Raw genomic sequence first — 25,796 nt, forward strand, 5'->3', positions numbered from 1 at the left:
ACCCTTGACTGGTGAGGAATAGTTTCCTCCATTTCATGGAATGCCCGAGCAACCAGAAAAGTGGCCGAAGGGCGTCCTGTGGACGCTGATGCATGCCCACAACGCCGGGCAGATTGCGCGCATCCGATGCGGGCACTGCAACATCAAGCGGTTCTACAAGCCGCTCGAATTGCGGGAGGTTATCGGCAACGTCACGATTGATCAGGTTCGCGCGAAAGTTCGGTGCCAAAAATGCAAAAAGAAGGAATACATGGACGCCGAGCTTTTCCACCCGGTCGGGCAGGAACTGGAGACTATCCGATTTCGGCGGCTGGTCGAGATCCGATGGGAGAGGCGAGTGGTGTGGCAGGATGAGCAGTAGTATTTAGAACAAGTGCCCCAATTTGTTCAGCGTCCGTTTTAGCCAGCCGTGTTCCCAGCCATACATCGCTACATAATTGGTTACTTCAGTGCCGGCCTCTCCGGGTTGTGCTACTCTAAAGCCTTGATAGTTCATGCAGCGTTCCAGCGCCGTTGCCTCAGCGTCGATTGACTTGCAGCTAGTCATTGCCTGGACAATTTGTTGCTCGTTGTTCGGCGCTAGTGCGCCCAAGAAGATAATTATCAGAAAAGCGGCGCCTGTTAGTTCTCCTGAACGATCGGCCATCGTTGCTCATCTCCCCCCAATAGCTGGCGTAACTTTTTCCTAGTTCGATGAAAAGGCAAGCCTTGCCCCTTCCAGCCGCGCCCCCAATTCATCTACCTCAACCACCGCGCCACCTATCGGCGCAAGCCCTTCATCCCAACCCTTCGGAGCAGGCCAGTTTCGCTCCCGGAACAACTCCAACCGTTGCCGCGCCTTCGCAAGCCGCACCGAAAGCGCTTCCTGGACCCGCGAGTCCACCGCCTTTGCCGTCCCCGGCGACACTCGCCGCGCCTCGACCTTGCGAATGAGTTCAAGGGCCTTCAACTGCAAGCCGACATCCGAGTTCGAGTCTTCGGCCACGCCCATGAGGAACTGGTAGGTGAGGTCGAACACCCAAGGGACGGCCTCATATTCGATGATCGCGCGCGCGGCAGCGACAGATTGCGCAACCGGCACATCCGGTGAGGTCATGATGTCCAGCAGCTTTCGCAGCGCCGGGCTGATTTCGATTTCGGGGGCAGTCATTTCTTCCTCGTTTTGGGCGACCTAAGCGGTAGATGCGGTATCGGGGGGGTAGCGGCTTAAATGGTTGTTTTTGAATGACTTCTACCGGTTCTACCGGATCTACCGGTCCATTTACCATTGGTTGGGTTGTGATATATCACGCCGGGAAGTCTATAGGCGCTACCGGTAGCGACCGGTTACACCGGTAGCGCCATATCACCCGCTCAATTTCAGAGCCGCTTTCCAGTAGCCCTTCACGTTAGCGCCATCGAGCCGGAGTACCTTCGGTCCGCTCCAGCCAAGCTTACGCATGCAATCGCCCAGGCGCCGGTAGTCGGCCATCCGTGCTTGCCGCATATCTATGTTCATGATCTTCTCGAAGACCGTTTGAGTGGATATCCGCAGCTCGCCTTCCGCTACCTTCGCATACGCGGGCAAGGAGCCCAGCAGCACGTCCTCCCACGGATCGCCCGCCACCCTCTCAGCCTGTCGTTCCTCAGCAGCAGCCCAAAGCCTTTCCGGGATCGAAATCGGATCGGGGGCCTCGCGTTCCGCCATCGCAGCCTCTGCCCAAAGCTGGGGCATGTCTTCAGCCAGCCCCTTCAGATCAATCTTGCCCACCGCCACCGGCCAGAACCTCCGGTTCCCAGTCACATCGCGGAGATACTGAGAGTCATTCGTCGTGCCCACGAAAATACACCGGCGGGGCATCTCTTCCACCGAGCGCTGGAACGCCCCCCGCGCCCGGTCGCATTGCTTCGATACGAACTGTTTTACGCCCCTAATCTCCGCGCGGGCTAGCCCGGCCAGTTCCGGCAGTTCCACAATCCACTTCCCTTGGAGCAGTTCTTGCTGCTCCTTGTAGCTCACGCCGATAACGATCTCGTCAGAGAAGAAATCTTCGCTCCCGGCCATGATCTTCAGTACGCTCGATTTTCCGCGTCCCTGCGGTCCCTCAAGCACCAGCACGCAATCGTACTTGCATCCGGGGCGGCGCGCCCTCCGAACGCCAGCGATCAAGACCGCTCGCCCAAACGCCCGGTTCAGCTCGTTGTCTTCGGCTCCAACATAACGACTGAGCCATGTGTCAATCCTCGGCACCCGTTCCCATTTCTGCGCGTCGATGTAGTCGAGCACCGGGTTGAAGGAGTTCTCTTGCGCCAGAAGGCGGATCGCATCCCGGGTGTGTGTGGGCTCTGGATCGAAACCAAGCGTCTGGATCACCGCCCTCCGAACATGCAGAACGATGTCCTCCATCGTCACGCCGAGCCGCCCTTGCAAGCCCTCGCAGATGACCTTTTGTCGGAACTCATCAAACCGAAACACGACTCCGAGTTTCCGTATCGCCATCACCGCATTATCCAGCGAAGGCACAATCCCGCTGGGATTTCGCACCCGGCTAAGTTCCGTCGAGGCTTCCTTCTTGGCGACAGCGCCGCCTGCAGAGGCCTGCTGCTTCCGGGTCAGTTGCTCCGCAAACATCTTTCCGAGCGGCCCGTTGCCGCTTTCTTGCCCCCGCTGAAACGTCTTCCACTCCGCCTCGGCCTCCGCCGTCAGCGCCGCCATATCCTCCTCCGTGAGCGGCCCCACCACTTCCCAATCCAAAGCCTCCGCTTTCACCACTTCGTGCACTGGCCCGATCTCCTCTGTTCCATTTCAAGCATCACGGCCAATCCCCGCAGGAGTAGTTCCCGCGCTCGCGCCGTCCTCGGCGTTTGAATGGTTTCCACGAGTTCCAGCGCCTCGAAGATGGGCTCCCACGCTTCCACAAACTCCTTACAAACCCGTCGTTCATCAGCCGCCGGATCGGGCGGCCTTCGCCGCTTTGCCCGCACTTCATTCAGATTGATTACCGTTGCCATCGTTCGGCTCCTTTCATCTCGACAACACAATCACCATCACGGAAAGAGCGAGAGCGGCTAGCGCAGGAAGAATGTCTCGCACCCCTTCGCGACCCTTCGGCATTCTCAAAGCAGTTCAAGCGGAGTGCTTTCGTCAAAGAAGCCGCGCCGCTCTAGTTCTGCCTCCGCCAGCGCACCCGCATGGGCTTCCTGCACAAGCAATTCGGCTGTCGGTCCAACCCCCATAATCCGCATCGTGGCGTCAATCGCCTGACAAGCTTCGATCAGTGCCCCTATCGGAGCGCCCTTTTGGGGCTCGATCTCAGCCAGCCATTCCGCAGAGTGTTTGACAAAAAGCCGGCGAAACGCTGCGTCGACTTCAACCCATGCAGCCGACAGCCAAGTCAGCGCCAACATCACTGCCAGCACATCATCCGACACTGCCTGCACTTGGCCTGCTAAGTCGCCGTCTGATGGACGAAGCTCGGCGACAATGCGCCGAGCCTCCGCCTGCGTGCTTTGTCGCTTAGCCTTCGGCATTGCCGTTTGCCTTCAGGAAGATCGGCAGTAGATATGCCGCCACCAACGGGTACGAGCGAACTATGACGGCAAAATCTTCTGGTGCACCCGGCGCAAGCAATAGCAGTTCGTTCGCCAAGCGTTCGGCCTCTGTCTGTCGCTGCTGATCGGCCTCGTGCAAAGCGATTAGGTCGCTACGCCAGGACTCGTTCGCGATCGGCATAACGCCGTCTCCCTTCGGCTTGCCCTTTGCGTAGTACTTGTCGCCCTGAGTGAGGATGGTATGTGAATTTTGGTCAGCCATTCTTGTATCCTCCTTAAGCTGCTGCTGCATCGCGTTTGGCGAGGCAGCGTTCTTGCCATTCGGCTACCTCGTCCGCATCCCAAGCCACGGCCTTGGGACCGATGCGGATGGGTTTCGGGAACGTCCCAGCTTTCATGACCTCGTACATGCTCGAAGTGCTGAGGCCGGTCAGCCGCTGCACGTCCGGACGTCTGAGGAAGGTTCTTGTATTCATAATTAAACTCTCCAAACTACAGTATTCGTGGCCAAATTGACCGCGTTTTGAATATGCCATACGGCACGAACGCCAACAACAAACGATCATGTACATTCGTTTGCATGGTATCGAATGATTATGTCTACGGGGACGAAATTGATCACGAGATTGTGATCAAAAGCCATACTTTCAACCTAGCAATTGCCTGCCGAAGCTTTGACCAATATTCGTGGGTGATGAGCCATGACGCCATCTCTGGCGACACCGACGGACCCGACAGGGTCTGATCGTCTGGCTATTGGACGACGAGCAAAGTATGGCTGTTGTCCACGGGACAAAGACCATGCCCCAGCGGCTTCGAAGCGAACGGTCAAAAAAGAGTTTGTGGGTAGACACGCGGTTAGCATTCCACCATTTTTGCTAAATCATTGATTTTATTGTATTATTTAGAATAATTGGCGGAGAGAGCGGGATTCGAACCCGCGTTACGGTCTCCCGTAAACACACTTTCCAGGCGTGCGCCTTCAACCACTCGGCCACCTCTCCGTCCATGCATGTCGCGCCGGCCGGTTTCGCCGCGCGGGTTGGGGGATGCACCTCCCTTGGGACTATGGCGTGGAACTCCGCGCCGGCGCCGTCAACCAGCGAACGCCTTTCCCCTGCACCTGAGCCGTCGAAGCAACAGGCGCGGGGCTCATCTAGTCGATCCGGCGCCGAATGCCAAGCCATAACGGCAGTCTATTCGCTTTGCCGGCCACACAGCGTTTCGCGAGCCTGCCGGCGCGCCCGTTTTGAGGCGCCGCCACCCGAATGATGTGCACAGGCAAGGCCGCAAGGCCGGCGGCGCTTGACTTCGCCCGGGGTCGCCTGTCTCGTGGTGGAAAGACTTTGCGGGGGCATCGTCCGGACATGACATCGAGCAATGGACAGACGCCAGCGAGGCGACCGGACAGCGGCCTGTCCTTCGTGCCGCCGGGATGGCTCGTCTTCGTCATGGCATGGTCGGTCTACGGCCTGGTCTCCGGGTGGCGACTAGTCGGCGACTACGGCCTGCCGGACAGGGTTTTCTATCTCGTCTATAGCGGGCTTGCCGTCGACATCATCACCATCCTGTGGGGGCTTTATCTGCTCGGCCTCGCCTTCGGCCGCTCCGCCCGCTTCCCGCGTCATTTCACCATCTGGCAGATCGCCACCATCATCTGGCTGCTGGCGAGGCAGGCCTATGTGCTGACGATTTCCGATTTCGTCTTCTCGGGCCAGGCGCTTGTCGTCACAGCTGCCGAGATCGCCATCGGGGTTCTCTGCATCTATCTGCTGCGCCGCGGTTCCGAAGCCGGGACCGTCTACGCCGATCCTGAAACCGAAAGCCCGCCTGTCTTCGTCTCGGTTGTCGCCGCCCTGCTCGGCATCATCCTCGGCGCTGTCATCGGCGCCGTGGGTGGATTCTTCGCCGGCTCGGTGATTGCCGATGCCACCGACATGAGCTGCTTCGAGGGCGGCTGCGGCTATTTTGCCGTGTTCATCGGCCTGGCCGGGCTGGTCGTCGGCGCCATCGCTGGTGGCCTTTTCGCCGTCTGGCGCGTCCATCGGCGCAGACGCAAGCCGGCGGCATAGGCCGGGCTTCAAATTCGCGTATGGCGATTGCGAACCTGGCACGCGCATTCTATCTCTCGTTTGAAACCGGACGACCCTCGGGAGGAGCTTGAGGACTGGCCGGGAGGAAAAGGTTCCTGAATGTTTCGCTTCCTCTTTCGTCTTGCCGCGATGGTCGCGCTGTCGATTTCCGTCATCATGGCGGTGCTCGACGCGACGCGGACCGTGGCGGCTTCGGCGCTGGTGCTGACCCCGCTCAACGCCAGTTGGCTGGCGGTCTCGCCTGACTCGCGGGCAGCCTTCGAAACCTTGGTGCGAACCAAGGCCGGTCCGCTGCTGTGGGACGTCGCCATCGCCTGGGTGCTCAACCAGCCCGGCTTCGCCGTGTTCGCGGTGCTGGCCCTCCTGCTCTATGCGATCGGCTACAGGCGGCAACGACGCCCTGGACAGTTCGCCGCCACCTAGAGCAATTCCAGGAAAAGTGTGAAACGGTTTTCCGTCCGGATTTGCGTCAAAACAAAGAGATAGAGGGGCGGACCCAAAAGCGGGCACCGGTTTTTGGGAAAACCCGATGCTCGAACGATAGACCACTTCTTGTGTCCCACCATCGGAGACCGCGCATGTTCTTTCTCAGCGACATGCTGAACAAGAAGCTCAATCTGCCGAAGCCGTCCGAGGCGTTGCCGGGCCGCACCCGGGCGATCCCGACGACTTCCAAGCATCAGGTCCTGAAAAAGCCACTCAAGGGTCCCTATCCAGAAGGCTTCGAGACGGCGCTGTTCGGGCTCGGCTGTTTCTGGGGCGCGGAGCGGCTGTTCTGGCAGCTCGAAGGCGTCTGGGTCACTGCGGTCGGCTATGCCGGCGGCATCACGCCCAATCCGACCCATCAGGAAACCTGCACCGGCCTTACCGGCCATGCCGAAGTGGTTCTGGTCGTCCATGACCCCAAAATCGTCTCCTATGCCGCGCTTCTGAAGCTGTTCTGGGAAAGCCACGACCCGACGCAAGGCATGCGCCAGGGCAATGATGTCGGCACCACCTACCGCTCCGCGATCTACACATTCGGGGATGCGCAATTGCGGGCCGCGAGCGCCTCGCACGATGCCTATGAAACCGCTTTGCGCGTGGCCGGCCAAGGCAGAATCACCACAGAGATCGCGCCGGCGCCTGAATTCTACTTCGCCGAAGGCGACCACCAGCAATATCTCGCGAAGAACCCCTACGGCACTTGCAACCTCAAGGGCACCGGCATCCCTTGCATCCCGGCTGCCATCTCCGCCTGACGCCTTTGGCGAAAGGATCGAGCCGCAGTGCGGCTTGCCCGCGCCATGCTTTTCCAAAAGGTCAAAATTCCGCGTGAATTTTGTTTCGGGCCGTGCCAGATTGCCGCCGAGCGGGAGGGGAATACACTCCTGGCTGATGTCGTATGCCTGCCGAAGAACCGGGCCGGCATGCGGCGCGTAACGGAAAAAATAACCGACAGGGTGTGGATCACATGAAACGTATCGTTCTCGGCCTCCTGGCCGCAACCGCAATGGTTCTTCCGGCTTTCGCCGCGGATGTCCAGCCGGCCATCCTCTATGATCTCGGCGGCAAGTTCGACAAATCCTTCAACGAGGCTGCCTTTCATGGCGCCGAGAAATTCAAGACCGAGACCGGCGTCGCCTATGTCGAGTTCGAAGTGTCCAACGCCTCGCAGCGCGAGCAGGCGCTGCGCCGCTTCGCCGAGGACGGCCGCAACCCCATCGTCATGGCCGGCTTTGCCTGGGAGGATGCGCTGAAGAAGGTCGCGGCCGAATATCCTGACCTCAACTTCGCCATCATCGACGATGCCGTCGATCTGCCCAATGTCCGCTCGCTGGTATTCAAGGAGAATGAGGGCTCTTACCTCGTCGGCATCATGGCGGCGATGGCTTCGAAGTCTAAGAAGGTCTCGTTCATCGGCGGCATGGACATTCCGCTGATCCGCAAGTTCGAATGCGGCTATGTCGGCGGCGCCAAGTCGGCAGGCGCGACGGACGTCATCCAGAACATGACCGGCGACACGCCGGCTGCCTGGAACGACCCGGCCAAGGGCGGCGAGATCGCCAAGACGCAGATCGACCAGGGCTCCGATGTGGTCTACGCCGCGGCTGGAGGCACCGGCGTCGGCGTGCTCCAGGCTGCGGCGGATGCCGGCAAACTCGGCATCGGCGTCGATTCCAACCAGAACGGCCTGCAGCCCGGTAAGGTGCTGACCTCGATGCTCAAGCGCGTCGACGTTGCCGTCTACACCGCCTTCCTGGACGGCAAGAACGGCACCTTCAAGGGTGGCGTCGAGAATCTCGGCCTCAAGGAAGGCGGCGTCGACTACGCCATGGACGACAACAACAAGGCGCTGGTGACCGACGAGATGAAGGCGGCGGTCGAAAAGGCCAAGGCCGACATCATCGCCGGCAAGCTCGAAGTGCACGACTACACCGCCGACAACGCCTGCCCGTATTGATCGGCACGGACGTACAGCCATTATCTGCAAACCGCCGGGCGCAAGCCCGGCGGTTTTGCGTTGGCTATAGCTTGCCCGCCAGATAACCCAGCGCGAAGACCACGATCAGCCCGACGGCAACGGCAAATCCGCGACGGCCGCCAAGCGCGTGCAGGCCGAAGCCGTGCGGCGCCTGCGACAGGCTTCGGATCACCGTCGGTGATTTGGCATCGCTGCCGCCCAGACCGAAGGTGCGCATCTGCGGCAGGTCGGCAATGCGCTGCGTGATCTCCGTCCAACGCTCTTCGCCATCAGCCGGTTTGGCGCGGTCGAAGAGGTGCATTCGTTCGGCAAGTTGCACGACCGCGTCCCGGAAGGCAGCGTCGATCTCGAGGTCGCGCTCGGCCCGTTCGCGTTCCGCATCGTTCATCAGGCCGAGCACATAGTCGCCGGCCCGCGCGACGCGATCGCTTTCACTGGCCATGACTTTCCCCTCCCCTTCTTCCTCACCAGTGCGGCGGCTTGGTTATGGGCACGTCCGGCGCCGCCTGCTCCTCCAGCGCCAAGAAGCGGTCCGTCAGCGCATCGAGCTTGCGCTGCATGCGCTCGATCACCTTCCACTGCTCGGCGATCTGGCCGGACAGTTCTTCGATGGTCTTCTCCTGTTCGGCGGAGCGGATCTCCAGCGTCGTCAGCCGGTCGGCGGGCATGATCATTCAAAGTCCCCAGTCTGGCAGCATAATGCGTCGCAGCGTAATGTCTCGCTACGCAGTGCCTTGCATCGCAATGCCTTGTGCCGCGATGCGAATTTCGGCTTTGCCATATTAGCGAATGTGAAGGCCCCGGCCACGTTGGAAATTGACAAGCGCACCGGGATTTGTCGAGAGTGACCAATGCTCCGCCAATTGGCACGGGCGGAGTGTCATGCTAGGCGTTTTGACCAAGCGATAAAAAATAAGAGTGGGACAGGCTGCATGGCGCAAGCCGCAATCGAGTTGATCGGCATCAACAAGAGTTTTGGCGCCGTGCGCGCCAACCGAGACATCAATCTGGAGATCGCGCGCGGTACCATCCATGGCATTGTCGGCGAGAACGGCGCCGGCAAGTCGACGCTGATGTCGATCCTCTATGGGTTCTACCAGGCCGACAGCGGCGAGATCCGCGTCGGCGGCCAGCCGGCCTCGATCAAGACACCCAATGACGCCATCGCCCTCGGCATCGGCATGGTGCATCAGCATTTCATGCTGGTCGACAATTTCTCGGTGCTGGAAAACATCATTCTGGGCGCCGAGAGCGACGCGCTGCTGAAGCGGAGCATCGCCAAGGCGCGCTCCGAACTCGACCGTCTCGAACGCGAATACGGGCTGGAGGTCGATCCCGATGCGATCATCGAGGAACTGCCTGTCGGCCTGCAGCAGCGTGTGGAGATCCTGAAGGCGCTCTATCGCGGCGCCGAGATCCTGATCCTCGACGAGCCAACGGGCGTGCTGACCCCGGCCGAGGCCGACCATCTGTTCCGCATCCTCGGGCAGCTGAAGGAACAGGGCAAGACGGTGGTGCTGATCACCCACAAATTGCGCGAGATCATGGCCATCACCGACACGGTGTCGGTCATGCGCCAGGGCACGATGGTGGCGACGCGCGAGACCAAGAAGACCACCGTCGAGGAACTGGCTGAATTGATGGTCGGGCGGCGCGTGCTGCTCAGGGTCGAGAAGGGCGAGGCGGATGCCGGCGCCGTCAAGCTCGCGGTCAAGAACCTGACGGTGAAGGATACACGCGGCGTCACCATGGTCGACGACATCTCCTTCGACATTCGCGCCGGCGAGATCGTCGGCATCGCCGGCGTCGCCGGCAACGGGCAATCCGAGCTGCTCGAGGCGATTTCCGGCATCCGGCACGCCGTTTCCGGCTCGGTCATGCTCGACGGCAAGCCGATCGACCTGACGGGTGCCGCCGATCCGGGCGAATTGCGCGACCGCGGCCTCGCCCATGTGCCGGAGGACCGCCATCACGTCGGGCTGGTGCTGGCATTCGAGGAGAACGAGAATTCCATCCTCGGCTATCACGACGACCCTCGCTATTTGAAAGGGCCGTTCCTCAACATCGACGCCATCCGCAACGATGCCAAGGACAAGATCGCCAAATACGACATCCGTCCGGCCGACTGCCGGCTGAAGACCGCCAACTTCTCCGGCGGCAACCAGCAGAAGATCGTGCTGGCGCGGGAAATGGAACAGGACCCGGGTGTTCTCATCGTCGGCCAGCCGACACGCGGCGTCGATGTCGGCGCCATCGAATTCATCCACAAGCGCCTGATCGCCATGCGCGACCAGGGCAAGGCGGTGCTGGTGGTGTCGGTCGAGCTGGACGAGATCCGTTCGCTTTCCGACCGCATCCTGGTGATGTTTGCCGGCCGCATCGTCGGCGAGCGCGGCCCGGAAGCGACCGAGGGCGAACTCGGCCTGCTGATGGCTGGTGTCGAGCATCAGGAGGCCGCCCAATGAGCACGCCTTACGCCAAATTGCCGGCCTGGGCCGACTACGGCCTGATCCCGCTGATCAACCTGTTCGTTGCCTTCGTCGTCGCCGGTTTCGTCGTGCTTCTGGTCGGCGAGAACCCGTTGCGCGCCGCCGTTATCCTGGTCGAGGGTGCCTTCGGCAAGGGCACAGGCATTGCCTTCACCCTCTTCTATGCCACCACCTTCATATTTACCGGGCTTTCGGTGGCGGTGGCGGCGCATTGCGGCCTGTTCAACATCGGCACCGAGGGGCAGGCCTACATCGCCGGCCTCGGTATCGCCGTGGTCTGTCTTTCCTTCGACAGCGTGCTGCCATGGTGGCTGACATTTCCGCTGGCCATCGTCGCTTCGTCGGTCGTGGGCGCGTTGTGGGCGCTTATCCCCGCCTACCTGCAGGCCAAGCGCGGCTCGCACATCGTCATCACCACCATCATGTTCAACTTCATCGCCGCTTCGATCATGGTTTACCTGCTGGTCGGCCCCTTGAAGCCGGCAGGGTCGCAAGCGCCGCAGACCCGCAACTTCCTCGCCGGCGCGGAATTGCCGAAGCTCAACTGGATCATCGAACTGTTCGGCGCCAAGATCCGCTCGGCGCCGCTCAATGTTTGCTTCCTGCTGGCGCTGGTCATGGCCTTCCTGGTCTGGCTGCTGATCTGGCGCACCAAGCTCGGCTACGAGATGCGCACCTACGGTCACAGCCCGAAGGCGGCGCGCTATGCCGGAATTTCGGAAACCCGCATCATCATCACCGCCATGATGATCTCCGGCGCGCTGGCCGGCATGATGGCGCTTAACCCCGTGATGGGCGACCAGCACAATGTCGCGATCGACTTTGTCAGTGGTGCCGGTTTCGTCGGCATCGCCGTGGCGCTGATGGGCCGCCTGCACCCGGTCGGCATCGTGCTGGCGGCGATCCTGTTCGGCATGCTCTACCAGGGCGGCGCCGAGCTTGCCTTCGAAATGCCGGCGATCAGCCGCGACATGATCGTCATCATCCAGGGTCTGGTCATCCTGTTCGCCGGTGCGCTCGAGCACATGTTCAGGCCTTACATCCAGGCGCTGTTCGCCTCGTTCAGTCCGCGATCGGTCGGCATGGAAGCGGTCAAGGGGAAGGGTGCCTGAGATGGATGTGTTCAACGCAATCGTCCAGACATTGGACTCGACCATCCGCCTCTCAGTGCCGCTGCTGCTCGCTTGCCTTGCCGGGCTCTATTCGGAACGCGCCGGCATCTTCGACATCGGCCTCGAAGGCAAGATGCTGGTCGGGGCCTTCGCCGGTGCCGCGGCCGCTTCCGTGTTCCATTCGGCCTTTCTCGGCCTCGGCATGGCCATCCTGATCTCCGTCGCCTTTGCCATGGTCCACGGCTTTGCCTCGATCACCCACCGCGGCAACCAGATCGTCTCTGGCGTGGCGATCAATTTCATCGCCGCCGGATCGACCATCATCCTCGGCCAGGCGTGGTTCCAGCAAGGCGGGCGCACGCCGGCGCTGCAACCGGGCGAGCGCTTCGAGGCCATCACCTGGCCGGGTGCCGACGCCATCCACGACGTGCCGATCATCGGACCGATCTATGCCGAGCTTCTGTCGGGCCACTCGATCCTGGTCTATCTCGCGTTCCTGATGGTGCCGTTCACCTGGTGGGTGCTGTTTCGCACCCGCTTCGGCCTCAGGCTGCGCGCCGTCGGCGAGAACCCGGCCGCAGTCGACACCGCCGGCATCTCGGTCGCCTGGCTACGCTACCGGGCGCTGATCTGCACCGGCGTGCTGACCGGCATCGCCGGTGCCTATCTGTCGATGGTCCAGAATGGCGGCTTCGTGAAGGACATGACCGCCGGCAAGGGCTACATCGCGCTGGCCGCGCTCATCTTCGCCAAATGGAAGCCGGTCAATGCCATGTTCGCCTGCCTCTTGTTCGGCTTCCTCGACGCGGCGGCGATCCGCCTGCAAGGCTCGCCGCTGCCCATCATCGGCAAGGTGCCGGTGCAGTTCATGCAGGCGCTGCCCTATATCCTCACCGTCATCCTGCTCGCCGGTTTCATCGGCAAGGCGATCCCGCCGCGCGCCGGCGGCGTGCCTTACGTCAAGGAGCGCTGAGGTCGAAGCGCTGCCCGGCGCAGGCGCCGGGTTTTGGACACGATCGTCGGAGAGAACAAACCAATGTCGCATGATCTGTTCGAAGCGGCCAAAGCTGCCATGGCCAAGGCCTATGCGCCCTATTCGAAGTTCCCGGTCGGCGCCGCCTTGCGCACCGAGGACGGGCGCGTCTTTGCCGGCGCCAACATCGAAATTGCCTCCTATCCGGAAGGCTGGTGCGCCGAGACCACCGCGCTTGGCCACTACATCATGGGTGGCGGCGGCAAGATCATGGAAATCGCCGTCCTTGCCGAACGCATGGCGAAATGCTCGCCTTGCGGCGGCTGCCGGCAGCGGCTGGCCGAATTTTGCCGGCCGGAAACAAAACTCTATCTCTGCGACAATGCCGGCGTGGCCGAGACCGTGACCATGGGCGACATGCTGCCCTACGGTTTCCGCGGCGACATTTTGAAATGAAGACCTGTTTGAACGAAGAACCGGCGGAAATGAAGAGTTGGCTGTGATGAAGGAAAAGGCGCTCGACCATCTCGTCGAAAGGCTGGACGGCTTGGCGCCGTCGACCGCACTGGTGCTGGGTTCAGGCCTGGGCGGGCTGGTCGACAAGATCGAGGATCCGATCCGCATTTCTTACGCCGACCTGCCGGGCTTTCCCAGAAGTGGCGTCTCCGGCCATGCTGGCCAAGTGGTGGCGGGGCTGTTTGCCGGCGTGCCGGTGCTGATGCTGTCCGGCCGCGCCCATTACTACGAGCACGGCAACGCGGCCGCGATGCGGCCCGCGCTGGAAGTGCTTGCAGGTATCGGCATCACCAAGCTGATCCTCACCAATGCTGCCGGTTCGGTCGATCCGGACATGCCGCCCGGCTCGGTGATGCTGATATCGGACCACATCAATTTCTCGGGCACCAATCCGCTGATCGGCGAGCCCAGCGACAGCCGCTTTGTCGGCCTGACCGAAGCCTATGATGCCGGCATCCGCAAGGCGATCGAACGGGGGGCGAAGGCAACCGGCACAGCACTTCACAAGGGCGTCTACATGTGGTTCTCGGGCCCATGCTTCGAAACGCCCGCCGAAATCCGCATGGCGCGCATCATGGGCGCCAATGCGGTCGGCATGTCGACCGTGCCGGAGGTCATTCTTGCCCGCTTCCTTGGACTTCGGGTCGCCGCCTGCTCGGTCATCACCAATTTGGCGGCGGGCATGACCGGGGCCGAGCTCTCGCACCAGGAGACCAAGGACATGGCGCCGATCGGCGGCGCGCGGCTGGCAACGATCCTGCAGCGCGTGTTCCGCGACGGACTGCTGGAGAGCTGATGCTTCCCCAGGAAATCATCCGACGCAAGCGCGATGGCCTGAAGCTGTCGGCGCAGGAGATCGCCGGCTTCGTCGGGGGCATCACCGAAGGGGCCGTTTCGGACGGCCAGGTCGGCGCCTTCGCCATGGCGGTGTTCTTCAACGGCATGAGCCGCGACGAGGCGGTGGCACTGACGCTGGCGATGCGCGATTCCGGTGACGTGCTCGACTGGTCGGACCTGCCCGGCCCGGTGACCGACAAACATTCGACAGGCGGCGTCGGCGACAATGTTTCGCTGATGCTGGCGCCGATCGTCGCCGCCTGCGGCGCTTATGTGCCGATGATTTCTGGCCGTGGCCTTGGCCATACCGGCGGCACGCTGGACAAGATGGATGCGATCCCCGGCTATGCCAGCCAGCCTGATATCGCGCTGTTTCGCAAGGCGGTGCTTGAAACCGGCTGCGCCATAATCGGCCAGACCGCGGACCTCGCGCCGGCAGATCGACGGCTCTACGCGATCCGGGATGTCACCGGCACGGTCGAATCGGTGCCGCTGATCACCGCTTCGATCCTGTCGAAGAAGCTGGCGGCCGGGTTGCAGTCGCTGGTGCTCGACGTCAAGGTCGGCAACGGTGCCTTCATGGAAAAGTCGCGGGACGCGACCGCGCTTGCCAACAGCCTTGTCGAGATCGCCAATGGCGCCGGCCTGAAGGCCTCGGCGTTGATCACCGGCATGAACGAGCCGCTGGCCTCGGCCGCCGGCAACGCGGTCGAGGTGCGCAACGCCGTCGACTTCCTGACCGGCCGTCTTCGTGATCGTCGGCTGGAGGACGTGACGCTGGCGCTCGCCGCCGAGATGCTGCAATCGGCGGGACTGGTGTCGTCGAACCAGGATGGCATGCGGCGCGCCACTGAGACGCTTGCCAGCGGCCGCGCCGCCGCCACTTTTGCGCGCATGGTCGCCGCGCTCGGCGGTCCCGCCGATTTCATCGAGAAACCGGAAAAATACTTGGCCGTGGCGGCGACCGAGTTTGCCGTCAAGGCGACCGAAGACGGCTTCGTCACCGGCATAACGACCCGCGACATCGGGCTCGCCGTGGTTGGCCTGGGAGGCGGACGCACGCGGCCGGACGACAAGGTCGATCACGCGGTCGGCATCACCAGGCTGCTGCCGGTCGGCGCGGAGGTTCGGGCTGGCGAGCCGCTGGCGCTGGTCCATGCCCGCTCATTGGCCGATGCCGAGGCGGCCGCCGCCGCTGTGATTTCGGCCTATGCGATTGGCGCCTCGAAGCCGGCTGCCGACAAGTCGGTCATCCGGCGGATTCTTCCACGCGGCTAATTGCGAATTCTTCCGCGCGGCAGATTATTGAACGAGCAGCAGCGTCCCATTCTCGGCCTGGAATTTGCCAAGCCGATTGAGGAAGCTCATGCCGATCAGATTGGTCTGCAGTGCCTTGTCGTCGAGCACGATGGTCTGGACGTCATTGACCGTGATGCTGCCGATCTGTAGCCGGTCGATCATTGCCACTGCAGCCTTGATCGAGCCATTGGCGGTGCTGACCTCGTGACTGAAGTCGGAAGGGTTCAGCGACAGGCCGATCCTGCGGGCCGTCGAGGTGTTGATGGCGACCAGCGTGGCGCCGGTGTCGATCATGCCGTCGACCTGACGTCCGTTGAGCTTGAAGGCCGACGAGAAATGTCCGCGCTCGTCAGCCGTAACGATGACCTTGCGGCCAAGCAGCAGCGGCGTGGCCGGCTTGTCGGGCACCACTGCCAGATTGACGTCCGGCTGGGCCTCGACCGCTGCCTTGCCCGTCATCGACGATCTCAGCAGGTTTTCGATGATTTGCGGATTGGACTGATACACGATCGGTATCGATGCCGATGTGCCGGCGAAAACGCCAAGGATGAGAAGTTTGCGCAGCATGGATCGGCCTTCGTGACGGCCGATCCATAGGCCCGGATGGTGATTGCCGCTTTAACGCACGCCAAAACCACGCCTTTGCGTAAACATTTGGTAAATCGTACCAGGCAACTTTGCCTGGTACTACTTGGTCCCGTACATGCGGTCGCCGGCATCACCGAGCCCAGGCATGATGTAGCCCTTCTCGTTCAGCTGGCGGTCGATCGAAGCGGTGAAGACGGGAACATCCGGATGCGCCTTGGTGAAGCGCTCGATGCCTTCGGGCGCCGCCAGCAGGCAAAGGAAGCGGATGTTGGTGGCGCCGCGCCCTTTCAGCTTGTCGATCGCCGCAATCGCCGAATTGGCGGTGGCCAGCATCGGATCGACGACGATCACCAGCCGGTCGGCGAGGTCGCTCGGCGCCTTGAAGAAATATTCCACCGCTTCCAGCGTCTCATGGTCGCGGTAAAGGCCGATATGGGCGACGCGGGCCGCGGGCACCAAGTCTAGCAGGCCTTCGAGCAAGCCGTTGCCGGCGCGCAGCACCGAGGCAAAAACCAGCTTCTTGCCCTCCAGCGTCGGTGCCTCCATGGTCTCGATCGGCGTTTCGATCGTCGTCGTCGTCAGTTCGAGGTTGCGGGTGACCTCATAGCCGAGCAGCAGCGAAATCTCGCGCAGCAGCCGCCGGAAGCCGGCCGTCGAGGTCTCCTTCTTGCGCATGATGGTCAGCTTGTGCTGGACAAGCGGATGGTCGACGACGGTGACGCCCTGCATGGTGTTCTCCTGATGCCTGCGCCCGAAAGTGCGCGCATGGTCCTTTCGGACGCGCCGCGCTTCAAGCTGCTTGAGTGAACCCTAGCGGCAATACGCCGGCCAAGGAACCGTTGGCCAGCACCGACCACAGCTTTGTCGGAAGAAATCAGCGAGCGGCGCCATTGAGGCGAGCAAGAAGCGCGGTCTTGGTCTTTCGGTCGACGAAAGCGGCCTCGATGGCCGTTCTGGTGACGGCGGTCAGCGCCTTTTCGGTCATCGAGAAATGCTCGGCGGCGATTTCGTATTCGCGCTTCAGCGAGGTCCAGAAATAGGGTGGATCGTCGGAATTGAGCGTCACCTTGCAGCCGGCCGCCTGCAGGGCCGGAAAGGGATGGTCGGCAAAACTGTCGAACACCTTGAGCGCGATGTTGGAGCCGGGGCAGCACTCCAGCACGATACCCTCATCGGCAATGCGCCGGACAAGGTCCGGGTTTTCGATGGCGCGCACGCCATGGCCGATGCGGGAGGGACGGATGTGATCGAGTGCCGCCTTGACGGTCTCCCAGCCTGTCAGTTCGCCGGCATGGATGGTGATGCCGAGCCCGGCCTCGCGCGCGATCTCGAAGGCCCTGACATAGTCCTCCATGTCGCCGATGCGCTCGTCGCCGGCGACGCCGAAACCGGTGACCAGCGGATGCCCGCAGCGCGCCGCGAAGCGCGCCGCCTGCTCGATGGACTCGACGCCGACATGGCGCACGCCGGTGACGATCATGCGGCCCTCGATGCCGGTCTTGGCCTTGGCCCGCGCCATGCCCTCGCCGAGCGCGTCGGTGTAGGCCTTGGGCGAGAGCCCGGCCTTCTTGGCATGGTCGGGCGAAGTGAACACCTCGGAATAGATGGCACCGTCGCGAGCCAGGCTGGTCAGGTAATGGTCGGCCAGCCGTGCATAATCCTCCTCCGTCCGGAACAGATCGGAGGAAAAGTCGTAGGCCGCGAGGAAGGATGTGAAATCATGCCAGACGAATGAACCGTTCTGGATATAGGGCGAGGTATCCCTGCCGTATTTCTGCGCCTGGCGGATGACGAGTTCAGGCGCCGCTGCCCCCTCGATGTGGCAGTGCAATTCCGCTTTCAAAGGCATTCAATCATCCCGTCAGTCAGTCCAGCTGTTGAAAACCCAACACCTGGAAGCGCGGCCGAACACCGCGCCTTAAACAATAGCGCCCGCACCATCGATCGGCTATGGTCCCGCCGGTTTTATGACGGATCAAAAAAATGTCAGTTGAGAGAACCACGGCCGCGGGCGGCATGGAAACCTCCTATGGTTTCAAGCGTGTAGGGGCTGGCGACAAGCAGTCCCTGGTCAACGATGTTTTCCACAAGGTTGCCAACCGCTACGACCTGATGAACGATCTGATGTCGGCCGGCCTGCACCGGCTGTGGAAGGATGCCATGGTCACCTGGCTCAATCCTCCCAAAAGAATGGGCTGGCGCGTGCTCGACGTTGCCGGTGGCACCGGTGACATCGCCTTCCGCATCGTCGATGCGAGCCACGGCAATGCCCATGCCACCGTGCTCGACATCAATGGCTCCATGCTCGCCGTCGGCCGCGATCGAGCCGAGAAGAAAGGCCTGTCCGGCAACACCGACTTCGTCGAGGCCAATGCCGAGGAACTGCCCTTTGCGGACGCGACATTCGACGCCTACACCATCGCTTTCGGCATTCGCAACGTGCCGCGCATCGCTGTCGCGCTCAGTGAAGCGTTCCGAGTACTGAAGCCGGGCGGCCGGTTCCTCTGCCTCGAATTCTCCGAAGTCGAGATGCCGCTGCTCGACAAGGCCTATGAAGCCTGGTCGTTCAACGCCATTCCGAAGATCGGCAAGATGGTCACCGGTGACGGCGAGCCCTATTCCTATCTGGTCGAATCGATCGCCAGGTTTCCCAACCAGCAGAATTTCGCGACGATGATCTCCCGCGCTGGCTTCGATCGCGTCTCCTTCCGCAACTATTCCGGTGGCATCGCGGCACTTCATTCGGGCTGGAAGCTTTGAGGCTGGACCGCATTTCTCACAGTCGACGTGCGCCATGCCGGTTCGAAGAACCGGTAGGACGGGCACGGCCATGAGCACCGTCAGCGCTGGGTTTCGGCTCGTACGGGCGGGCTGGGTGCTGGTGCGCGAAGGCGTCGTCGCCGCCTTGCCGGGCGAGGAACTGTCGGGCCTGCCGAAGTTCGGCTGGCGGCTGGCGCGGCTGTTCACCCGCCGCCGCGCACTGGCCTATGAGCGCAGCGACCGGCTGGCCAAGGCGGTCGTCCGGCTCGGACCGTCCTATGTCAAGCTCGGCCAGTTCCTGGCGACACGCCCCGACGTCGTCGGCAACGACATGGCGCTCGATCTCGCCATGTTGCAGGACAAGATGCACACCTTCCCGAGAGCCGAGGCGATCGCGGCTATCGAGGCTTCGCTCGGGCGCAAGGTCGGCGATCTCTACGCGCAATTCGGCGACCCGGTCGCAGCCGCTTCCATTGCCCAGGTCCACGCTGCCGAAACCATCCATGACGGCGCTGCAACCAAGGTCGCTGTAAAGGTCATCCGGCCGGGCGTGCGCCGCCACTTCTTCCAGGATCTCGAAAGCTATTTCCTCGCCGCCCACCTGCAGGAGAAGTACATCCCGTCGTCGCGCCGGCTACGGCCGGTCGAGGTCACCGAGACGTTGGCGCAGACCACCAGGATCGAGATGGACCTCCGCCTCGAGGCGGCAGCCCTTTCGGAACTCGGCGAAAACACCAAGGATGATCCCGGTTTTCGCGTGCCATCCGTCGACTGGGAGCGCACCGGCCGCGACGTGCTGACCATGGAGTGGGTCGACGGCGTCAAGATGAACGACATTGCCGGCCTTGCCGCTGCCGGTCATGACCTGAAAACTATCGCCGCCAATCTCATCCAGTCGTTCCTGCGCCACACGCTGCGCGACGGCTTCTTCCACGCCGACATGCATCCGGGCAACCTGTTCGTCGAAGCAAATGGCACCATAGTCGCCGTCGATCTCGGCATTGCCGGCAGGCTCGGCAAGAAGGAGCGCCGCTTCCTCGCCGAAATCCTCTACGGCTTCATCACCCGCGACTACCTGCGTGTCGCCGAAGTGCATTTCGAAGCCGGCTATGTGCCGCGCCAGCACAATGTCGCGGCCTTTGCGCAAGCAATCCGGGCGATCGGCGAGCCGATCCACGGCCAGCCGGCAGAGACCATTTCGATGGCCAAGCTTTTGACGCTGCTGTTCGAAGTGACCGAACTCTTCGACATGGCGACGCGGCCGGAACTGATCCTGCTGCAGAAGACCATGGTGGTGGTCGAGGGTGTGGCGCGCACGCTCGACCCGGCCTTCAACATGTGGAAGACGGCCGAGCCGGTGGTCAGCGGCTGGATCGCCGGCAATCTTGGCCCGCGTGGCATGATGGTCGATGCACGCGATGGCGCCAAGGCGCTGCTGACGCTGGCCCGCCAGGCGCCCGAGCTTGCGGCGCGTACCGATCGGCTGTCACGAGAGATCGACCTGATGGCCGAGCACGGCCTGCGCTTCGACGAGACCACCGCCCGGGCCATCGGCAAGGCCGAGGCGCGCTACAGCCGCTCCGGTCGCCTGGCGCTGTGGGTGATCGCCCTGACGCTGGTCTACATTGCGTGGAAGATCATATAGCGCCCAGTCACAACCGGGTTTAGCTCGCAACTTGCGGCGATCTGATTGCATTGCTATCATTGCATTCAGAAACTGCGGTAGAGTGCAATCATATGGCCAGCATTACGATCCGCAATCTGGACGATGAGGTCAAGGACCTGCTGCGCCGATTGGCGGCGGAGAACGACCGCTCCATGGAGGAGCAAGCGCGGGTGATGATCCGGGCCGCCGTTGACGGGCAGATCGGTTCTGTGGGCCGCATCGACCAGATCGAGAAAACCCTCCGCGAACTGACCAGTTCGCACGGCGTAGCCACTCCCGCTGCCGCACCGGCAGGCAAAGCCTTGCCGCGCGGCCTCTCCGGCAAACGCATCCTGCTCATCATCGGCGGCGGCATCGCCGCCTACAAGGCGCTGGATCTCATCCGTCGCCTGCGCGAGCGAGGCGCTGCGGTGCGGGTGGTCATGACATCAGCCGCACAGGAGTTCGTCACGACGCTGTCGGTGGGGGCGCTTTCCGCAGACCATGTCTTCACCGAACTGTTCGACCGCAATGACGAGCACGATGTCGGCCATATCAGGCTATCGCGCGAGGCCGACCTTCTGGTGGTGGCGCCCGCCACCGCCGACCTGATGGCCAAGCTTGCCAATGGCCATGCCAACGATCTTGCCTCGACGGTGTTGATCGCCACCGACAAGCCCATGTTGATGGCGCCAGCCATGAACCCAAGAATGTGGGCGCATCCGGCGACCCGCCGCAACCGCGCGACGTTGCAGAAGGATGGCGTCGCCTTTGTCGGTCCCGCCAGGGGCGAAATGGCCGAAAGCAATGAGGCGGGCGAAGGCCGCATGGCCGAACCGCTGGAGATCGTCGCCGCCATCGAGGCGCTGCTTGATGTCAGCCCCAAGCCGCTGTCGGGGCGCAGGATCATCGTCACCTCCGGCCCGACGCATGAGCCGATCGACCCGGTGCGCTATATCGCCAACCGTTCGTCCGGCAAGCAGGGCCACGCCATCGCGGCGGCACTGGCCAGGCTCGGCGCCGATGTACGCCTCGTCTCCGGTCCGGTCACCATCGCCGATCCCGCTGGGGTGAAGACCATCCATGTCGAACGGGCGCAAGAGATGCGCGATGCGGTGGAGCAGCTTCTGCCTGCGGACGCCGCGGTGTTCGTCGCCGCCGTTGCCGACTGGCGCAGCGAGAACTCGGCCGGTGAGAAGATCAAGAAGGTCGCCGGCGAAGGACCGCCGGTGCTGCGCATGGTCGAGAATCCCGACATTCTCGCCGGGGTTGGCCATCACAGCCAGCGACCTGGCCTTGTGGTCGGCTTCGCCGCCGAGACACAGGATCTCTTGCGCAACGCGGAAGCCAAGCTTCGCAAGAAGGGCGCCGATTTCATCGTGGCCAACGACGTGTCGCACGAAAGCGGCATCGGTCCTTCAGGCGTGATGGGCGGGGATCGCAATCGGGTGCGGATCGTATCCAGGGCCGGCGTCGAGGAATGGCCCGAGATAAGCAAGGACGAGGTGGCGGCGCGGCTCGCCGCCCTGATCGCCGAACGGCTGAAGACGACCGTCGTTTGAGTGGAGGCGCTGGAACGACGGCGCGCTTCAGGTCATTCGGCTCTGCATGACCCAGCGGTCAATTGGACAAAAGCTCCGCGGTTCGGGCAAGGGCGCCGGCAAAACCGTTGAGCGGAATGGAAAAGGTGACCGCTTGTCCGGTGTCTGCCGCGAAGGCATCGATCTTGAGGGTGGTGCCTGACTTCAGCAGCGGCGTGAGGGTCGCATCGAACGCCACCGGCACCAGGCAGCCGACGACCTGGCAGGTGTTGAATGGCAGGCTGCCATCCAGTTTCTGGTCGTCGATGCTCAGGCTGACGCCCTTGGCAAGCGCCAGGCCGAACGGCAGGGCGAGCGTACCGGCGGCATCCTCGCCGGTCTTGCTCGACAGTTCGATCGCCAGCAGGCGCTGGTTGTTTTGCTTGTTGAATTGCTGATACGACAGGCTGCAGGTCTTGGTCGCGCCGGAAATCTGGCAATTGACCGTCCAGTCGCCATGGGTCTCGGACAGCGCCGACGCGCCACCGGGCAGTTGCGGCGCATCGGCGGCCGGCGCCGCCGCGGTCTTGGTTTGCGCCGCCATGGCCGGCGCACCGACGACGCAGGCTAGACCCAGCATTGCCACGAAATACGCGTACTTCCTCATCAGGACTCCTCCCGCCCGGCTCCGCCTGGGGCCAGCTGGATGCTGACCTTGAGAGACGCGCCGATCGCGTTCTGTTAAACCGTTTCGCCGGAGGCGCCGTCATAGCTGACGGCCGGCGCCATTGACGCCACTCAGCTCACGACGGGCGCCGACCGATAGAGCGGCGAATCGACGACCTCCGTCAAGTGCAATGCGGGGCTGTCAGGCAGATTCTCCGCCGCCCTGAGGCGGCCCTCGGCGGTCGACAAACCGATATTGTTTCGATCAGCCCCAAGATATGGCACAGCCGCACAGACGCCCTATATTAAGGCCATGACTTCTTCACGCGGGAATGAGCGGATGTCGGCGTTTCGACCATTGATGGTTTTCACATCGGCAATGCTGGCGACGGCAGTGCTGGCCGGCGCTTGCCTGCCGGCTTCCGCACAAGCCCTCAATTCCCTCAACGGCAACAACGCGCTGATCCGGCAGAACGACCTGCAAATCCTGCAGAACCGGGTGCAGCGGCAGCTCTACCAGCAGCAACAGCAGCAGTATCGTGCCCAGGACCGCCAGATCGTCCAGCAGCCGCAGCCGGTGGTGCCACAATACAAGCCAAGCTGTACGACGCAGATAATCGGCGCCACCGTCTTGAGCAATTGCCGCTGACAAGCCGGCGTTTTTCATTTATTAGCCGACTTATGTATTCGGAGTGTCTTTCGGCACACGCGAAAGTTTTGGTTTTGCAACGATGCCTTGTCGCGCTATGCGGCATTTACATCGACTGGATCCACGAATGGCAGCCACCAAGAAAAAGGCCGTACGCAAGGCAAAGAACGGCCAGAGGATCCGTCAGGTGGCGGCCATTCCGTTTCGTCTGAACGCGCGTGGTGATGTCGAAGTCATGCTGGTCACATCGCGAACCACGAGACGCTTCATTGTCCCCAAGGGCTGGCCGATGAAGGGCAAGAGCGGACGCAAGGCGGCCACCATCGAAGCGCGAGAGGAAGCCGGCGTGCTCGGCAAGACGCTGAAGGAGCCGGCGGGCACCTACTCCTACTGGAAACGGCTGGCCAACCGCTTCGTCCGCGTCGACGTCATCGTTTATCTGCTGGAGGTCACCGAGGAACTGGCCGACTGGCAGGAAGCCAAACGGCGGCAGCGGGCCTGGTTGCCTGCCGCCGATGCGGCCACGCTCATCGACGAGCCGGACCTTTCGACCCTGGTGGCGAACTTGATGATTGCCAAGCCCGAGCCACTCGACCTCGCCTGAGGCTGGACTTCACTCGGTCGGGTCGTCCGCTTCTGGAAAGGGGCGCACCGGCGCGCCGGTATAGGCCCACAACCATTCGCGCGGCAGCGGCCCTTTGTTTCGCTCGACTTGCTGTGACTGTTCCCAGGCATGCGCCAGGATGCCGACCGAGCGCGACAGCACGAAAAGCCCGCGCGTCAGCGGCGGCGGAAAGCCAAGTTCGCCGTAGATGACGGCGGTGGCACCATCGATGTTGAGCGGTATCTTCTTCCCCTTGCGCCGCGCGACGTCCGCTTCTGTCGCCTCGGCGATGTCGGCGAAGCGTCCATTGACGACACCACGCGCGGCAAACGCGCGGGTCAGTTCCAGCAGGCGCGGCGCGCGCGGGTCGACCGGATGGAAACGGTGGCCGAGCCCTGGCACATAACCCTTCTCCTCGGCGAAGAACCGGTCGAGCCGCGTCGAGACGGCTTGATTCAGCGTCATGCCGCCGTCGAGCGCGACAGCGATGTCACCGTAGAAGGACAGCGCCTGTTCGCCGGCGCCGCCATGCACGTCGCCGAGCACATTGATGGCCGAGGCCATGGCGCTGTTGATGCCGACGCCGCAGGTTGCAGCCATGCGCGCAATCGCGATCGACGGCGCTTGCGGCCCATGGTCGACGGCGGCGCCCAGCGCAATGCCGAGCAGCGCCGCTTGGTCCTCGCTGGGCAACTCGCCACGCAACATCAGCCAGATCATCGCCGGGAAGCTGACGCGGCCGATCAGATCCTGGATTTCATAGCCGCGCAGCCGGATGACACCGGGCCGCATCTCGATGATATCGGTCTGCCACCATTCCTCGCCGCGCTCACGGCCGGTCTTCTTCTTGGTGCTCATGCCCGTGCTTTTGTCTTGGCGCGAGGCGGCAGATCGGCGAAAACCTCGTCCATATGCTCGCCCAGCGCCGGTGGCGGCTTCGTCGGCAGGGGTGCCGCGCCATCGACCATGAAGCCGCCGCGCAGAACCGTCAGCGGCCTGTCCATGCCCGGCACACCCTCAAAATTCGCGGTCACCTGGCGTTCGAGCACTTGCGGCTCGGCCAGCACTTGCGGGATCGTCAGCACCCTGCCCGCGGGCACGCCGGCGCGATTGAGCGTCTCTTCCCAGACTGCCGCCGCGGCGCCCGCCAGGGCGTCCTCGATCTCGACTTTGAGCGCCGCACGGTTGCGCTTGCGCGTCTCGCGCTCGGCAAAGCGCGGATCCACCGCCAGCTCCGGCCGCCCGATCAGCCGGCACAGCGCCACGAACTGCTCCTGCTTGTTGGCGGCGATGTTGAGCAGTCCGTCGCCGGTGCGAAAGGCGCCGGACGGCGCCGCTGTCATGTTCTCATTGCCCATCGGCTGCGGATCGACCGCTGCCGTCAGGTAGTTGGAGACCTGCCAGCCGAGCGCCGAGAGCGTGCATTCGAGCATCGAGACGTCGAGAAAGGCGCCCTCGCCGTTCGTCTTCTGTCGCACCAGCGCCGAGGCGATTGCGAACGCCCCGACCAGCCCCCCAAGCGTGTCAGCGACGGGATAGCCGACCCGCAGCGGCGCCGTCTCCGGCGTGCCGGTGATGCTCATGATCCCCGAAAGGCCCTGGATGATCTGGTCATAGGCGGGATTGTCACGCATCGGCCCGGTCTGGCCAAAACCGGATATCGCGCAATAGACAAGGCCGGGACGGACCGCCTTGAGCGCCTCGTAGCCAAGGCCGAGCCGATCCATCACGCCGGGGCGGAAGTTCTCCACCAGCGCATCGGCGCTGGCGACCAGATCGAGGAAGCGCTCGCGATCGGCCGGCTTCTTGAGGTCGAGCACCACCGATCGTTTGCCGGCGTTCTGCGCCAGGAACGAGGCGCCCATGCCGGCGCTGTTGAGCGTTGGCGATCCGCCGAGCTGGCGTGCCAGGTCGCCGCCTTGCGGGACCTCGACCTTGATCACGTCGGCCCCGAGCAGCGCCAGCTGATAGGCACAATAGGGGCCGGCCAGGACGTTGGTCAGGTCGAGGACGCGGATACCGGAAAGCAATTCGGTCATGAGAGCTCAAA

Annotated in this window: 31 protein-coding genes and 1 tRNA gene; 16 read left to right on the top strand and 16 right to left on the bottom strand. The window is 62.8% G+C overall.

The window, feature by feature from the left end; all coding sequences use genetic code 11:
• The first annotated feature begins 40 nt into the window (after positions 1–40).
• Positions 41–361, top strand: coding sequence for a hypothetical protein (locus tag CGZ66_RS13645; RefSeq protein ID WP_095084664.1), 321 nt, complete (start codon positions 41–43; stop codon positions 359–361).
• Positions 362–364: 3 nt separating this feature from the next.
• On the opposite strand, the gene CGZ66_RS13650 is transcribed toward CGZ66_RS13645, so the two are convergent.
• The 8 genes from CGZ66_RS13650 to CGZ66_RS13685 form a co-directional block, all read right to left on the bottom strand.
• Complete coding sequence (locus CGZ66_RS13650) at positions 365–646, bottom strand: hypothetical protein (protein ID WP_095084665.1); 282 nt, start codon at positions 644–646, stop codon at positions 365–367.
• 39 nt (positions 647–685) lie between these two features.
• A complete protein-coding gene (locus CGZ66_RS13655) occupies positions 686–1,150 on the bottom strand; it encodes a hypothetical protein (protein WP_245331093.1) in 465 nt (154 codons plus the stop codon).
• A 195-nt stretch (positions 1,151–1,345) separates the two neighbouring features.
• Positions 1,346–2,761 carry a virulence-associated E family protein gene (locus CGZ66_RS13660; protein WP_095084666.1) on the bottom strand — a complete coding sequence of 472 codons (1,416 nt, stop codon included), beginning with the start codon at positions 2,759–2,761 and terminating at the stop codon, positions 1,346–1,348.
• Positions 2,746–2,991: a hypothetical protein gene (locus CGZ66_RS13665; protein WP_095084667.1), complete on the bottom strand. Its 246-nt coding sequence runs from the start codon at positions 2,989–2,991 to the stop codon at positions 2,746–2,748. The genes CGZ66_RS13660 and CGZ66_RS13665 overlap by 16 nt, the downstream gene beginning before the upstream one ends.
• Positions 2,992–3,096: 105 nt before the next feature.
• Entirely contained in the window at positions 3,097–3,510 is a 414-nt protein-coding gene (locus CGZ66_RS13670; RefSeq protein WP_095084668.1) for a hypothetical protein, read from the bottom strand.
• Positions 3,497–3,793: a hypothetical protein gene (locus tag CGZ66_RS13675; RefSeq protein ID WP_143748732.1), complete on the bottom strand. Its 297-nt coding sequence runs from the start codon at positions 3,791–3,793 to the stop codon at positions 3,497–3,499. Before CGZ66_RS13675 ends, CGZ66_RS13670 begins: the two co-directional genes overlap by 14 nt.
• Before the next feature lie 13 nt (positions 3,794–3,806).
• Positions 3,807–4,007 carry a helix-turn-helix transcriptional regulator gene (locus CGZ66_RS13680; protein ID WP_167392105.1) on the bottom strand — a complete coding sequence of 67 codons (201 nt, stop codon included), beginning with the start codon at positions 4,005–4,007 and terminating at the stop codon, positions 3,807–3,809.
• A gap of 438 nt (positions 4,008–4,445) precedes the next feature.
• Positions 4,446–4,535: transfer RNA gene (locus CGZ66_RS13685), tRNA-Ser, on the bottom strand.
• 363 nt (positions 4,536–4,898) lie between these two features.
• Here CGZ66_RS13685 and CGZ66_RS13690 point away from each other — a divergent pair.
• The 4 genes from CGZ66_RS13690 (at position 4,899) to CGZ66_RS13705 (ending at position 8,067) form a co-directional block, all read left to right on the top strand.
• Complete coding sequence (locus tag CGZ66_RS13690; protein WP_245331094.1) at positions 4,899–5,603, top strand: hypothetical protein; 705 nt, start codon at positions 4,899–4,901, stop codon at positions 5,601–5,603.
• 120 nt (positions 5,604–5,723) lie between these two features.
• Positions 5,724–6,047, top strand: coding sequence for a hypothetical protein (locus CGZ66_RS13695; RefSeq protein ID WP_095084671.1), 324 nt, complete (start codon positions 5,724–5,726; stop codon positions 6,045–6,047).
• Positions 6,048–6,202: 155 nt separating this feature from the next.
• Positions 6,203–6,865, top strand: a complete 663-nt coding sequence (msrA, locus tag CGZ66_RS13700; RefSeq protein ID WP_095084672.1) for a peptide-methionine (S)-S-oxide reductase MsrA — start codon at positions 6,203–6,205, stop codon at positions 6,863–6,865.
• 212 nt (positions 6,866–7,077) lie between these two features.
• Entirely contained in the window at positions 7,078–8,067 is a 990-nt protein-coding gene (locus CGZ66_RS13705; protein ID WP_095084992.1) for a BMP family lipoprotein, read from the top strand.
• A 64-nt stretch (positions 8,068–8,131) separates the two neighbouring features.
• Here CGZ66_RS13705 and CGZ66_RS13710 read toward each other — a convergent pair whose 3' ends face one another.
• A complete protein-coding gene (locus tag CGZ66_RS13710) occupies positions 8,132–8,530 on the bottom strand; it encodes a hypothetical protein (RefSeq protein ID WP_095084673.1) in 399 nt (132 codons plus the stop codon).
• A 22-nt stretch (positions 8,531–8,552) separates the two neighbouring features.
• On the bottom strand, positions 8,553–8,759 hold the full coding sequence (locus CGZ66_RS13715) for a SlyX family protein (RefSeq protein WP_206073715.1): 207 nt from the start codon (positions 8,757–8,759) through the stop codon (positions 8,553–8,555).
• 261 nt (positions 8,760–9,020) lie between these two features.
• On the opposite strand from CGZ66_RS13715, the gene CGZ66_RS13720 reads away from it, so the two are divergent.
• The 6 genes from CGZ66_RS13720 to deoA all read left to right on the top strand — a co-directional run bounded on the left by CGZ66_RS13720 (position 9,021) and on the right by deoA (position 15,293).
• Positions 9,021–10,553: an ABC transporter ATP-binding protein gene (locus tag CGZ66_RS13720; protein ID WP_095084675.1), complete on the top strand. Its 1,533-nt coding sequence runs from the start codon at positions 9,021–9,023 to the stop codon at positions 10,551–10,553.
• Entirely contained in the window at positions 10,550–11,689 is a 1,140-nt protein-coding gene (locus CGZ66_RS13725; protein WP_095084676.1) for an ABC transporter permease, read from the top strand. Before CGZ66_RS13720 ends, CGZ66_RS13725 begins: the two co-directional genes overlap by 4 nt.
• A gap of 1 nt (position 11,690) precedes the next feature.
• Positions 11,691–12,662 carry an ABC transporter permease gene (locus CGZ66_RS13730; protein WP_095084677.1) on the top strand — a complete coding sequence of 324 codons (972 nt, stop codon included), beginning with the start codon at positions 11,691–11,693 and terminating at the stop codon, positions 12,660–12,662.
• 63 nt (positions 12,663–12,725) lie between these two features.
• On the top strand, positions 12,726–13,118 hold the full coding sequence (cdd, locus tag CGZ66_RS13735; protein WP_095084678.1) for a cytidine deaminase: 393 nt from the start codon (positions 12,726–12,728) through the stop codon (positions 13,116–13,118).
• A gap of 46 nt (positions 13,119–13,164) precedes the next feature.
• Positions 13,165–13,974 (top strand): purine-nucleoside phosphorylase, encoded by an 810-nt coding sequence (locus tag CGZ66_RS13740; RefSeq protein ID WP_095084679.1) that lies wholly within the window; start codon positions 13,165–13,167, stop codon positions 13,972–13,974.
• Entirely contained in the window at positions 13,974–15,293 is a 1,320-nt protein-coding gene (gene deoA / locus CGZ66_RS13745; RefSeq protein WP_095084680.1) for a thymidine phosphorylase, read from the top strand. Before CGZ66_RS13740 ends, deoA begins: the two co-directional genes overlap by 1 nt.
• A gap of 24 nt (positions 15,294–15,317) precedes the next feature.
• Here the strand turns inward: deoA and CGZ66_RS13750 are convergent, their stop codons facing one another.
• From CGZ66_RS13750 to CGZ66_RS13760, 3 genes are all read right to left on the bottom strand, one after another.
• Positions 15,318–15,881 (bottom strand): TIGR02281 family clan AA aspartic protease, encoded by a 564-nt coding sequence (locus CGZ66_RS13750; RefSeq protein WP_095084681.1) that lies wholly within the window; start codon positions 15,879–15,881, stop codon positions 15,318–15,320.
• 120 nt (positions 15,882–16,001) lie between these two features.
• Positions 16,002–16,631: a uracil phosphoribosyltransferase gene (gene upp / locus CGZ66_RS13755; RefSeq protein WP_095084682.1), complete on the bottom strand. Its 630-nt coding sequence runs from the start codon at positions 16,629–16,631 to the stop codon at positions 16,002–16,004.
• Between the two features lie 145 nt (positions 16,632–16,776).
• A complete protein-coding gene (locus CGZ66_RS13760) occupies positions 16,777–17,751 on the bottom strand; it encodes an adenosine deaminase (protein WP_095084683.1) in 975 nt (324 codons plus the stop codon).
• Positions 17,752–17,885: 134 nt separating this feature from the next.
• Here CGZ66_RS13760 and ubiE point away from each other — a divergent pair, with 134 nt between their 5' ends.
• The 3 genes from ubiE to coaBC all read left to right on the top strand — a co-directional run bounded on the left by ubiE (position 17,886) and on the right by coaBC (position 21,869).
• Positions 17,886–18,662 carry a bifunctional demethylmenaquinone methyltransferase/2-methoxy-6-polyprenyl-1,4-benzoquinol methylase UbiE gene (gene ubiE / locus CGZ66_RS13765; RefSeq protein WP_095084684.1) on the top strand — a complete coding sequence of 259 codons (777 nt, stop codon included), beginning with the start codon at positions 17,886–17,888 and terminating at the stop codon, positions 18,660–18,662.
• 70 nt (positions 18,663–18,732) lie between these two features.
• Positions 18,733–20,307 carry a 2-polyprenylphenol 6-hydroxylase gene (ubiB, locus tag CGZ66_RS13770; RefSeq protein WP_095084685.1) on the top strand — a complete coding sequence of 525 codons (1,575 nt, stop codon included), beginning with the start codon at positions 18,733–18,735 and terminating at the stop codon, positions 20,305–20,307.
• Between the two features lie 92 nt (positions 20,308–20,399).
• Positions 20,400–21,869, top strand: coding sequence for a bifunctional phosphopantothenoylcysteine decarboxylase/phosphopantothenate--cysteine ligase CoaBC (gene coaBC, locus CGZ66_RS13775; RefSeq protein ID WP_206073711.1), 1,470 nt, complete (start codon positions 20,400–20,402; stop codon positions 21,867–21,869).
• A 58-nt stretch (positions 21,870–21,927) separates the two neighbouring features.
• Here the strand turns inward: coaBC and CGZ66_RS13780 are convergent, their stop codons facing one another.
• Positions 21,928–22,494 carry an invasion associated locus B family protein gene (locus CGZ66_RS13780; protein ID WP_095084686.1) on the bottom strand — a complete coding sequence of 189 codons (567 nt, stop codon included), beginning with the start codon at positions 22,492–22,494 and terminating at the stop codon, positions 21,928–21,930.
• 339 nt (positions 22,495–22,833) lie between these two features.
• Here CGZ66_RS13780 and CGZ66_RS13785 point away from each other — a divergent pair, with 339 nt between their 5' ends.
• Positions 22,834–23,142: a hypothetical protein gene (locus tag CGZ66_RS13785; protein ID WP_095084687.1), complete on the top strand. Its 309-nt coding sequence runs from the start codon at positions 22,834–22,836 to the stop codon at positions 23,140–23,142.
• A gap of 127 nt (positions 23,143–23,269) precedes the next feature.
• Complete coding sequence (locus CGZ66_RS13790) at positions 23,270–23,746, top strand: NUDIX hydrolase (RefSeq protein ID WP_095084688.1); 477 nt, start codon at positions 23,270–23,272, stop codon at positions 23,744–23,746.
• 9 nt (positions 23,747–23,755) lie between these two features.
• Here CGZ66_RS13790 and CGZ66_RS13795 read toward each other — a convergent pair whose 3' ends face one another.
• Entirely contained in the window at positions 23,756–24,604 is an 849-nt protein-coding gene (locus tag CGZ66_RS13795; protein WP_095084689.1) for a citryl-CoA lyase, read from the bottom strand.
• A complete protein-coding gene (locus CGZ66_RS13800) occupies positions 24,601–25,785 on the bottom strand; it encodes a CaiB/BaiF CoA transferase family protein (RefSeq protein ID WP_095084690.1) in 1,185 nt (394 codons plus the stop codon). Before CGZ66_RS13800 ends, CGZ66_RS13795 begins: the two co-directional genes overlap by 4 nt.
• Positions 25,786–25,796: the final 11 nt, after the last annotated feature.

This window comes from Mesorhizobium sophorae, assembly GCF_002270415.1.
GTDB classification, from domain to species: Bacteria; Pseudomonadota; Alphaproteobacteria; order Rhizobiales; family Rhizobiaceae; genus Mesorhizobium; species Mesorhizobium sophorae.

What these genes read in the sequence shown, in the direction of transcription:
- CGZ66_RS13645 (WP_095084664.1), top strand. Translation starts at nt 41, where the DNA reads ATGCCCGAGCAACCAGAAAAGTGGCCGAAGGGCGTCCTGTGGACGCTG.
- CGZ66_RS13650 (WP_095084665.1), bottom strand. Translation starts at nt 646, where the DNA reads ATGGCCGATCGTTCAGGAGAACTAACAGGCGCCGCTTTTCTGATAATT.
- CGZ66_RS13655 (WP_245331093.1), bottom strand. Translation starts at nt 1,150, where the DNA reads ATGACTGCCCCCGAAATCGAAATCAGCCCGGCGCTGCGAAAGCTGCTG.
- CGZ66_RS13665 (WP_095084667.1), bottom strand. Translation starts at nt 2,991, where the DNA reads ATGGCAACGGTAATCAATCTGAATGAAGTGCGGGCAAAGCGGCGAAGG.
- CGZ66_RS13670 (WP_095084668.1), bottom strand. Translation starts at nt 3,510, where the DNA reads ATGCCGAAGGCTAAGCGACAAAGCACGCAGGCGGAGGCTCGGCGCATT.
- CGZ66_RS13675 (WP_143748732.1), bottom strand. Translation starts at nt 3,793, where the DNA reads ATGGCTGACCAAAATTCACATACCATCCTCACTCAGGGCGACAAGTAC.
- CGZ66_RS13680 (WP_167392105.1), bottom strand. Translation starts at nt 4,007, where the DNA reads ATGAATACAAGAACCTTCCTCAGACGTCCGGACGTGCAGCGGCTGACC.
- CGZ66_RS13690 (WP_245331094.1), top strand. Translation starts at nt 4,899, where the DNA reads ATGACATCGAGCAATGGACAGACGCCAGCGAGGCGACCGGACAGCGGC.
- CGZ66_RS13695 (WP_095084671.1), top strand. Translation starts at nt 5,724, where the DNA reads ATGTTTCGCTTCCTCTTTCGTCTTGCCGCGATGGTCGCGCTGTCGATT.
- msrA (WP_095084672.1), top strand. Translation starts at nt 6,203, where the DNA reads ATGTTCTTTCTCAGCGACATGCTGAACAAGAAGCTCAATCTGCCGAAG.
- CGZ66_RS13705 (WP_095084992.1), top strand. Translation starts at nt 7,078, where the DNA reads ATGAAACGTATCGTTCTCGGCCTCCTGGCCGCAACCGCAATGGTTCTT.
- CGZ66_RS13710 (WP_095084673.1), bottom strand. Translation starts at nt 8,530, where the DNA reads ATGGCCAGTGAAAGCGATCGCGTCGCGCGGGCCGGCGACTATGTGCTC.
- CGZ66_RS13720 (WP_095084675.1), top strand. Translation starts at nt 9,021, where the DNA reads ATGGCGCAAGCCGCAATCGAGTTGATCGGCATCAACAAGAGTTTTGGC.
- CGZ66_RS13725 (WP_095084676.1), top strand. Translation starts at nt 10,550, where the DNA reads ATGAGCACGCCTTACGCCAAATTGCCGGCCTGGGCCGACTACGGCCTG.
- CGZ66_RS13730 (WP_095084677.1), top strand. Translation starts at nt 11,691, where the DNA reads ATGGATGTGTTCAACGCAATCGTCCAGACATTGGACTCGACCATCCGC.
- cdd (WP_095084678.1), top strand. Translation starts at nt 12,726, where the DNA reads ATGTCGCATGATCTGTTCGAAGCGGCCAAAGCTGCCATGGCCAAGGCC.
- CGZ66_RS13740 (WP_095084679.1), top strand. Translation starts at nt 13,165, where the DNA reads ATGAAGGAAAAGGCGCTCGACCATCTCGTCGAAAGGCTGGACGGCTTG.
- deoA (WP_095084680.1), top strand. Translation starts at nt 13,974, where the DNA reads ATGCTTCCCCAGGAAATCATCCGACGCAAGCGCGATGGCCTGAAGCTG.
- CGZ66_RS13750 (WP_095084681.1), bottom strand. Translation starts at nt 15,881, where the DNA reads ATGCTGCGCAAACTTCTCATCCTTGGCGTTTTCGCCGGCACATCGGCA.
- upp (WP_095084682.1), bottom strand. Translation starts at nt 16,631, where the DNA reads ATGCAGGGCGTCACCGTCGTCGACCATCCGCTTGTCCAGCACAAGCTG.
- CGZ66_RS13760 (WP_095084683.1), bottom strand. Translation starts at nt 17,751, where the DNA reads ATGCCTTTGAAAGCGGAATTGCACTGCCACATCGAGGGGGCAGCGGCG.
- ubiE (WP_095084684.1), top strand. Translation starts at nt 17,886, where the DNA reads ATGTCAGTTGAGAGAACCACGGCCGCGGGCGGCATGGAAACCTCCTAT.
- ubiB (WP_095084685.1), top strand. Translation starts at nt 18,733, where the DNA reads ATGAGCACCGTCAGCGCTGGGTTTCGGCTCGTACGGGCGGGCTGGGTG.
- coaBC (WP_206073711.1), top strand. Translation starts at nt 20,400, where the DNA reads ATGGCCAGCATTACGATCCGCAATCTGGACGATGAGGTCAAGGACCTG.
- CGZ66_RS13780 (WP_095084686.1), bottom strand. Translation starts at nt 22,494, where the DNA reads ATGAGGAAGTACGCGTATTTCGTGGCAATGCTGGGTCTAGCCTGCGTC.
- CGZ66_RS13785 (WP_095084687.1), top strand. Translation starts at nt 22,834, where the DNA reads ATGTCGGCGTTTCGACCATTGATGGTTTTCACATCGGCAATGCTGGCG.
- CGZ66_RS13790 (WP_095084688.1), top strand. Translation starts at nt 23,270, where the DNA reads ATGGCAGCCACCAAGAAAAAGGCCGTACGCAAGGCAAAGAACGGCCAG.
- CGZ66_RS13795 (WP_095084689.1), bottom strand. Translation starts at nt 24,604, where the DNA reads ATGAGCACCAAGAAGAAGACCGGCCGTGAGCGCGGCGAGGAATGGTGG.
- CGZ66_RS13800 (WP_095084690.1), bottom strand. Translation starts at nt 25,785, where the DNA reads ATGACCGAATTGCTTTCCGGTATCCGCGTCCTCGACCTGACCAACGTC.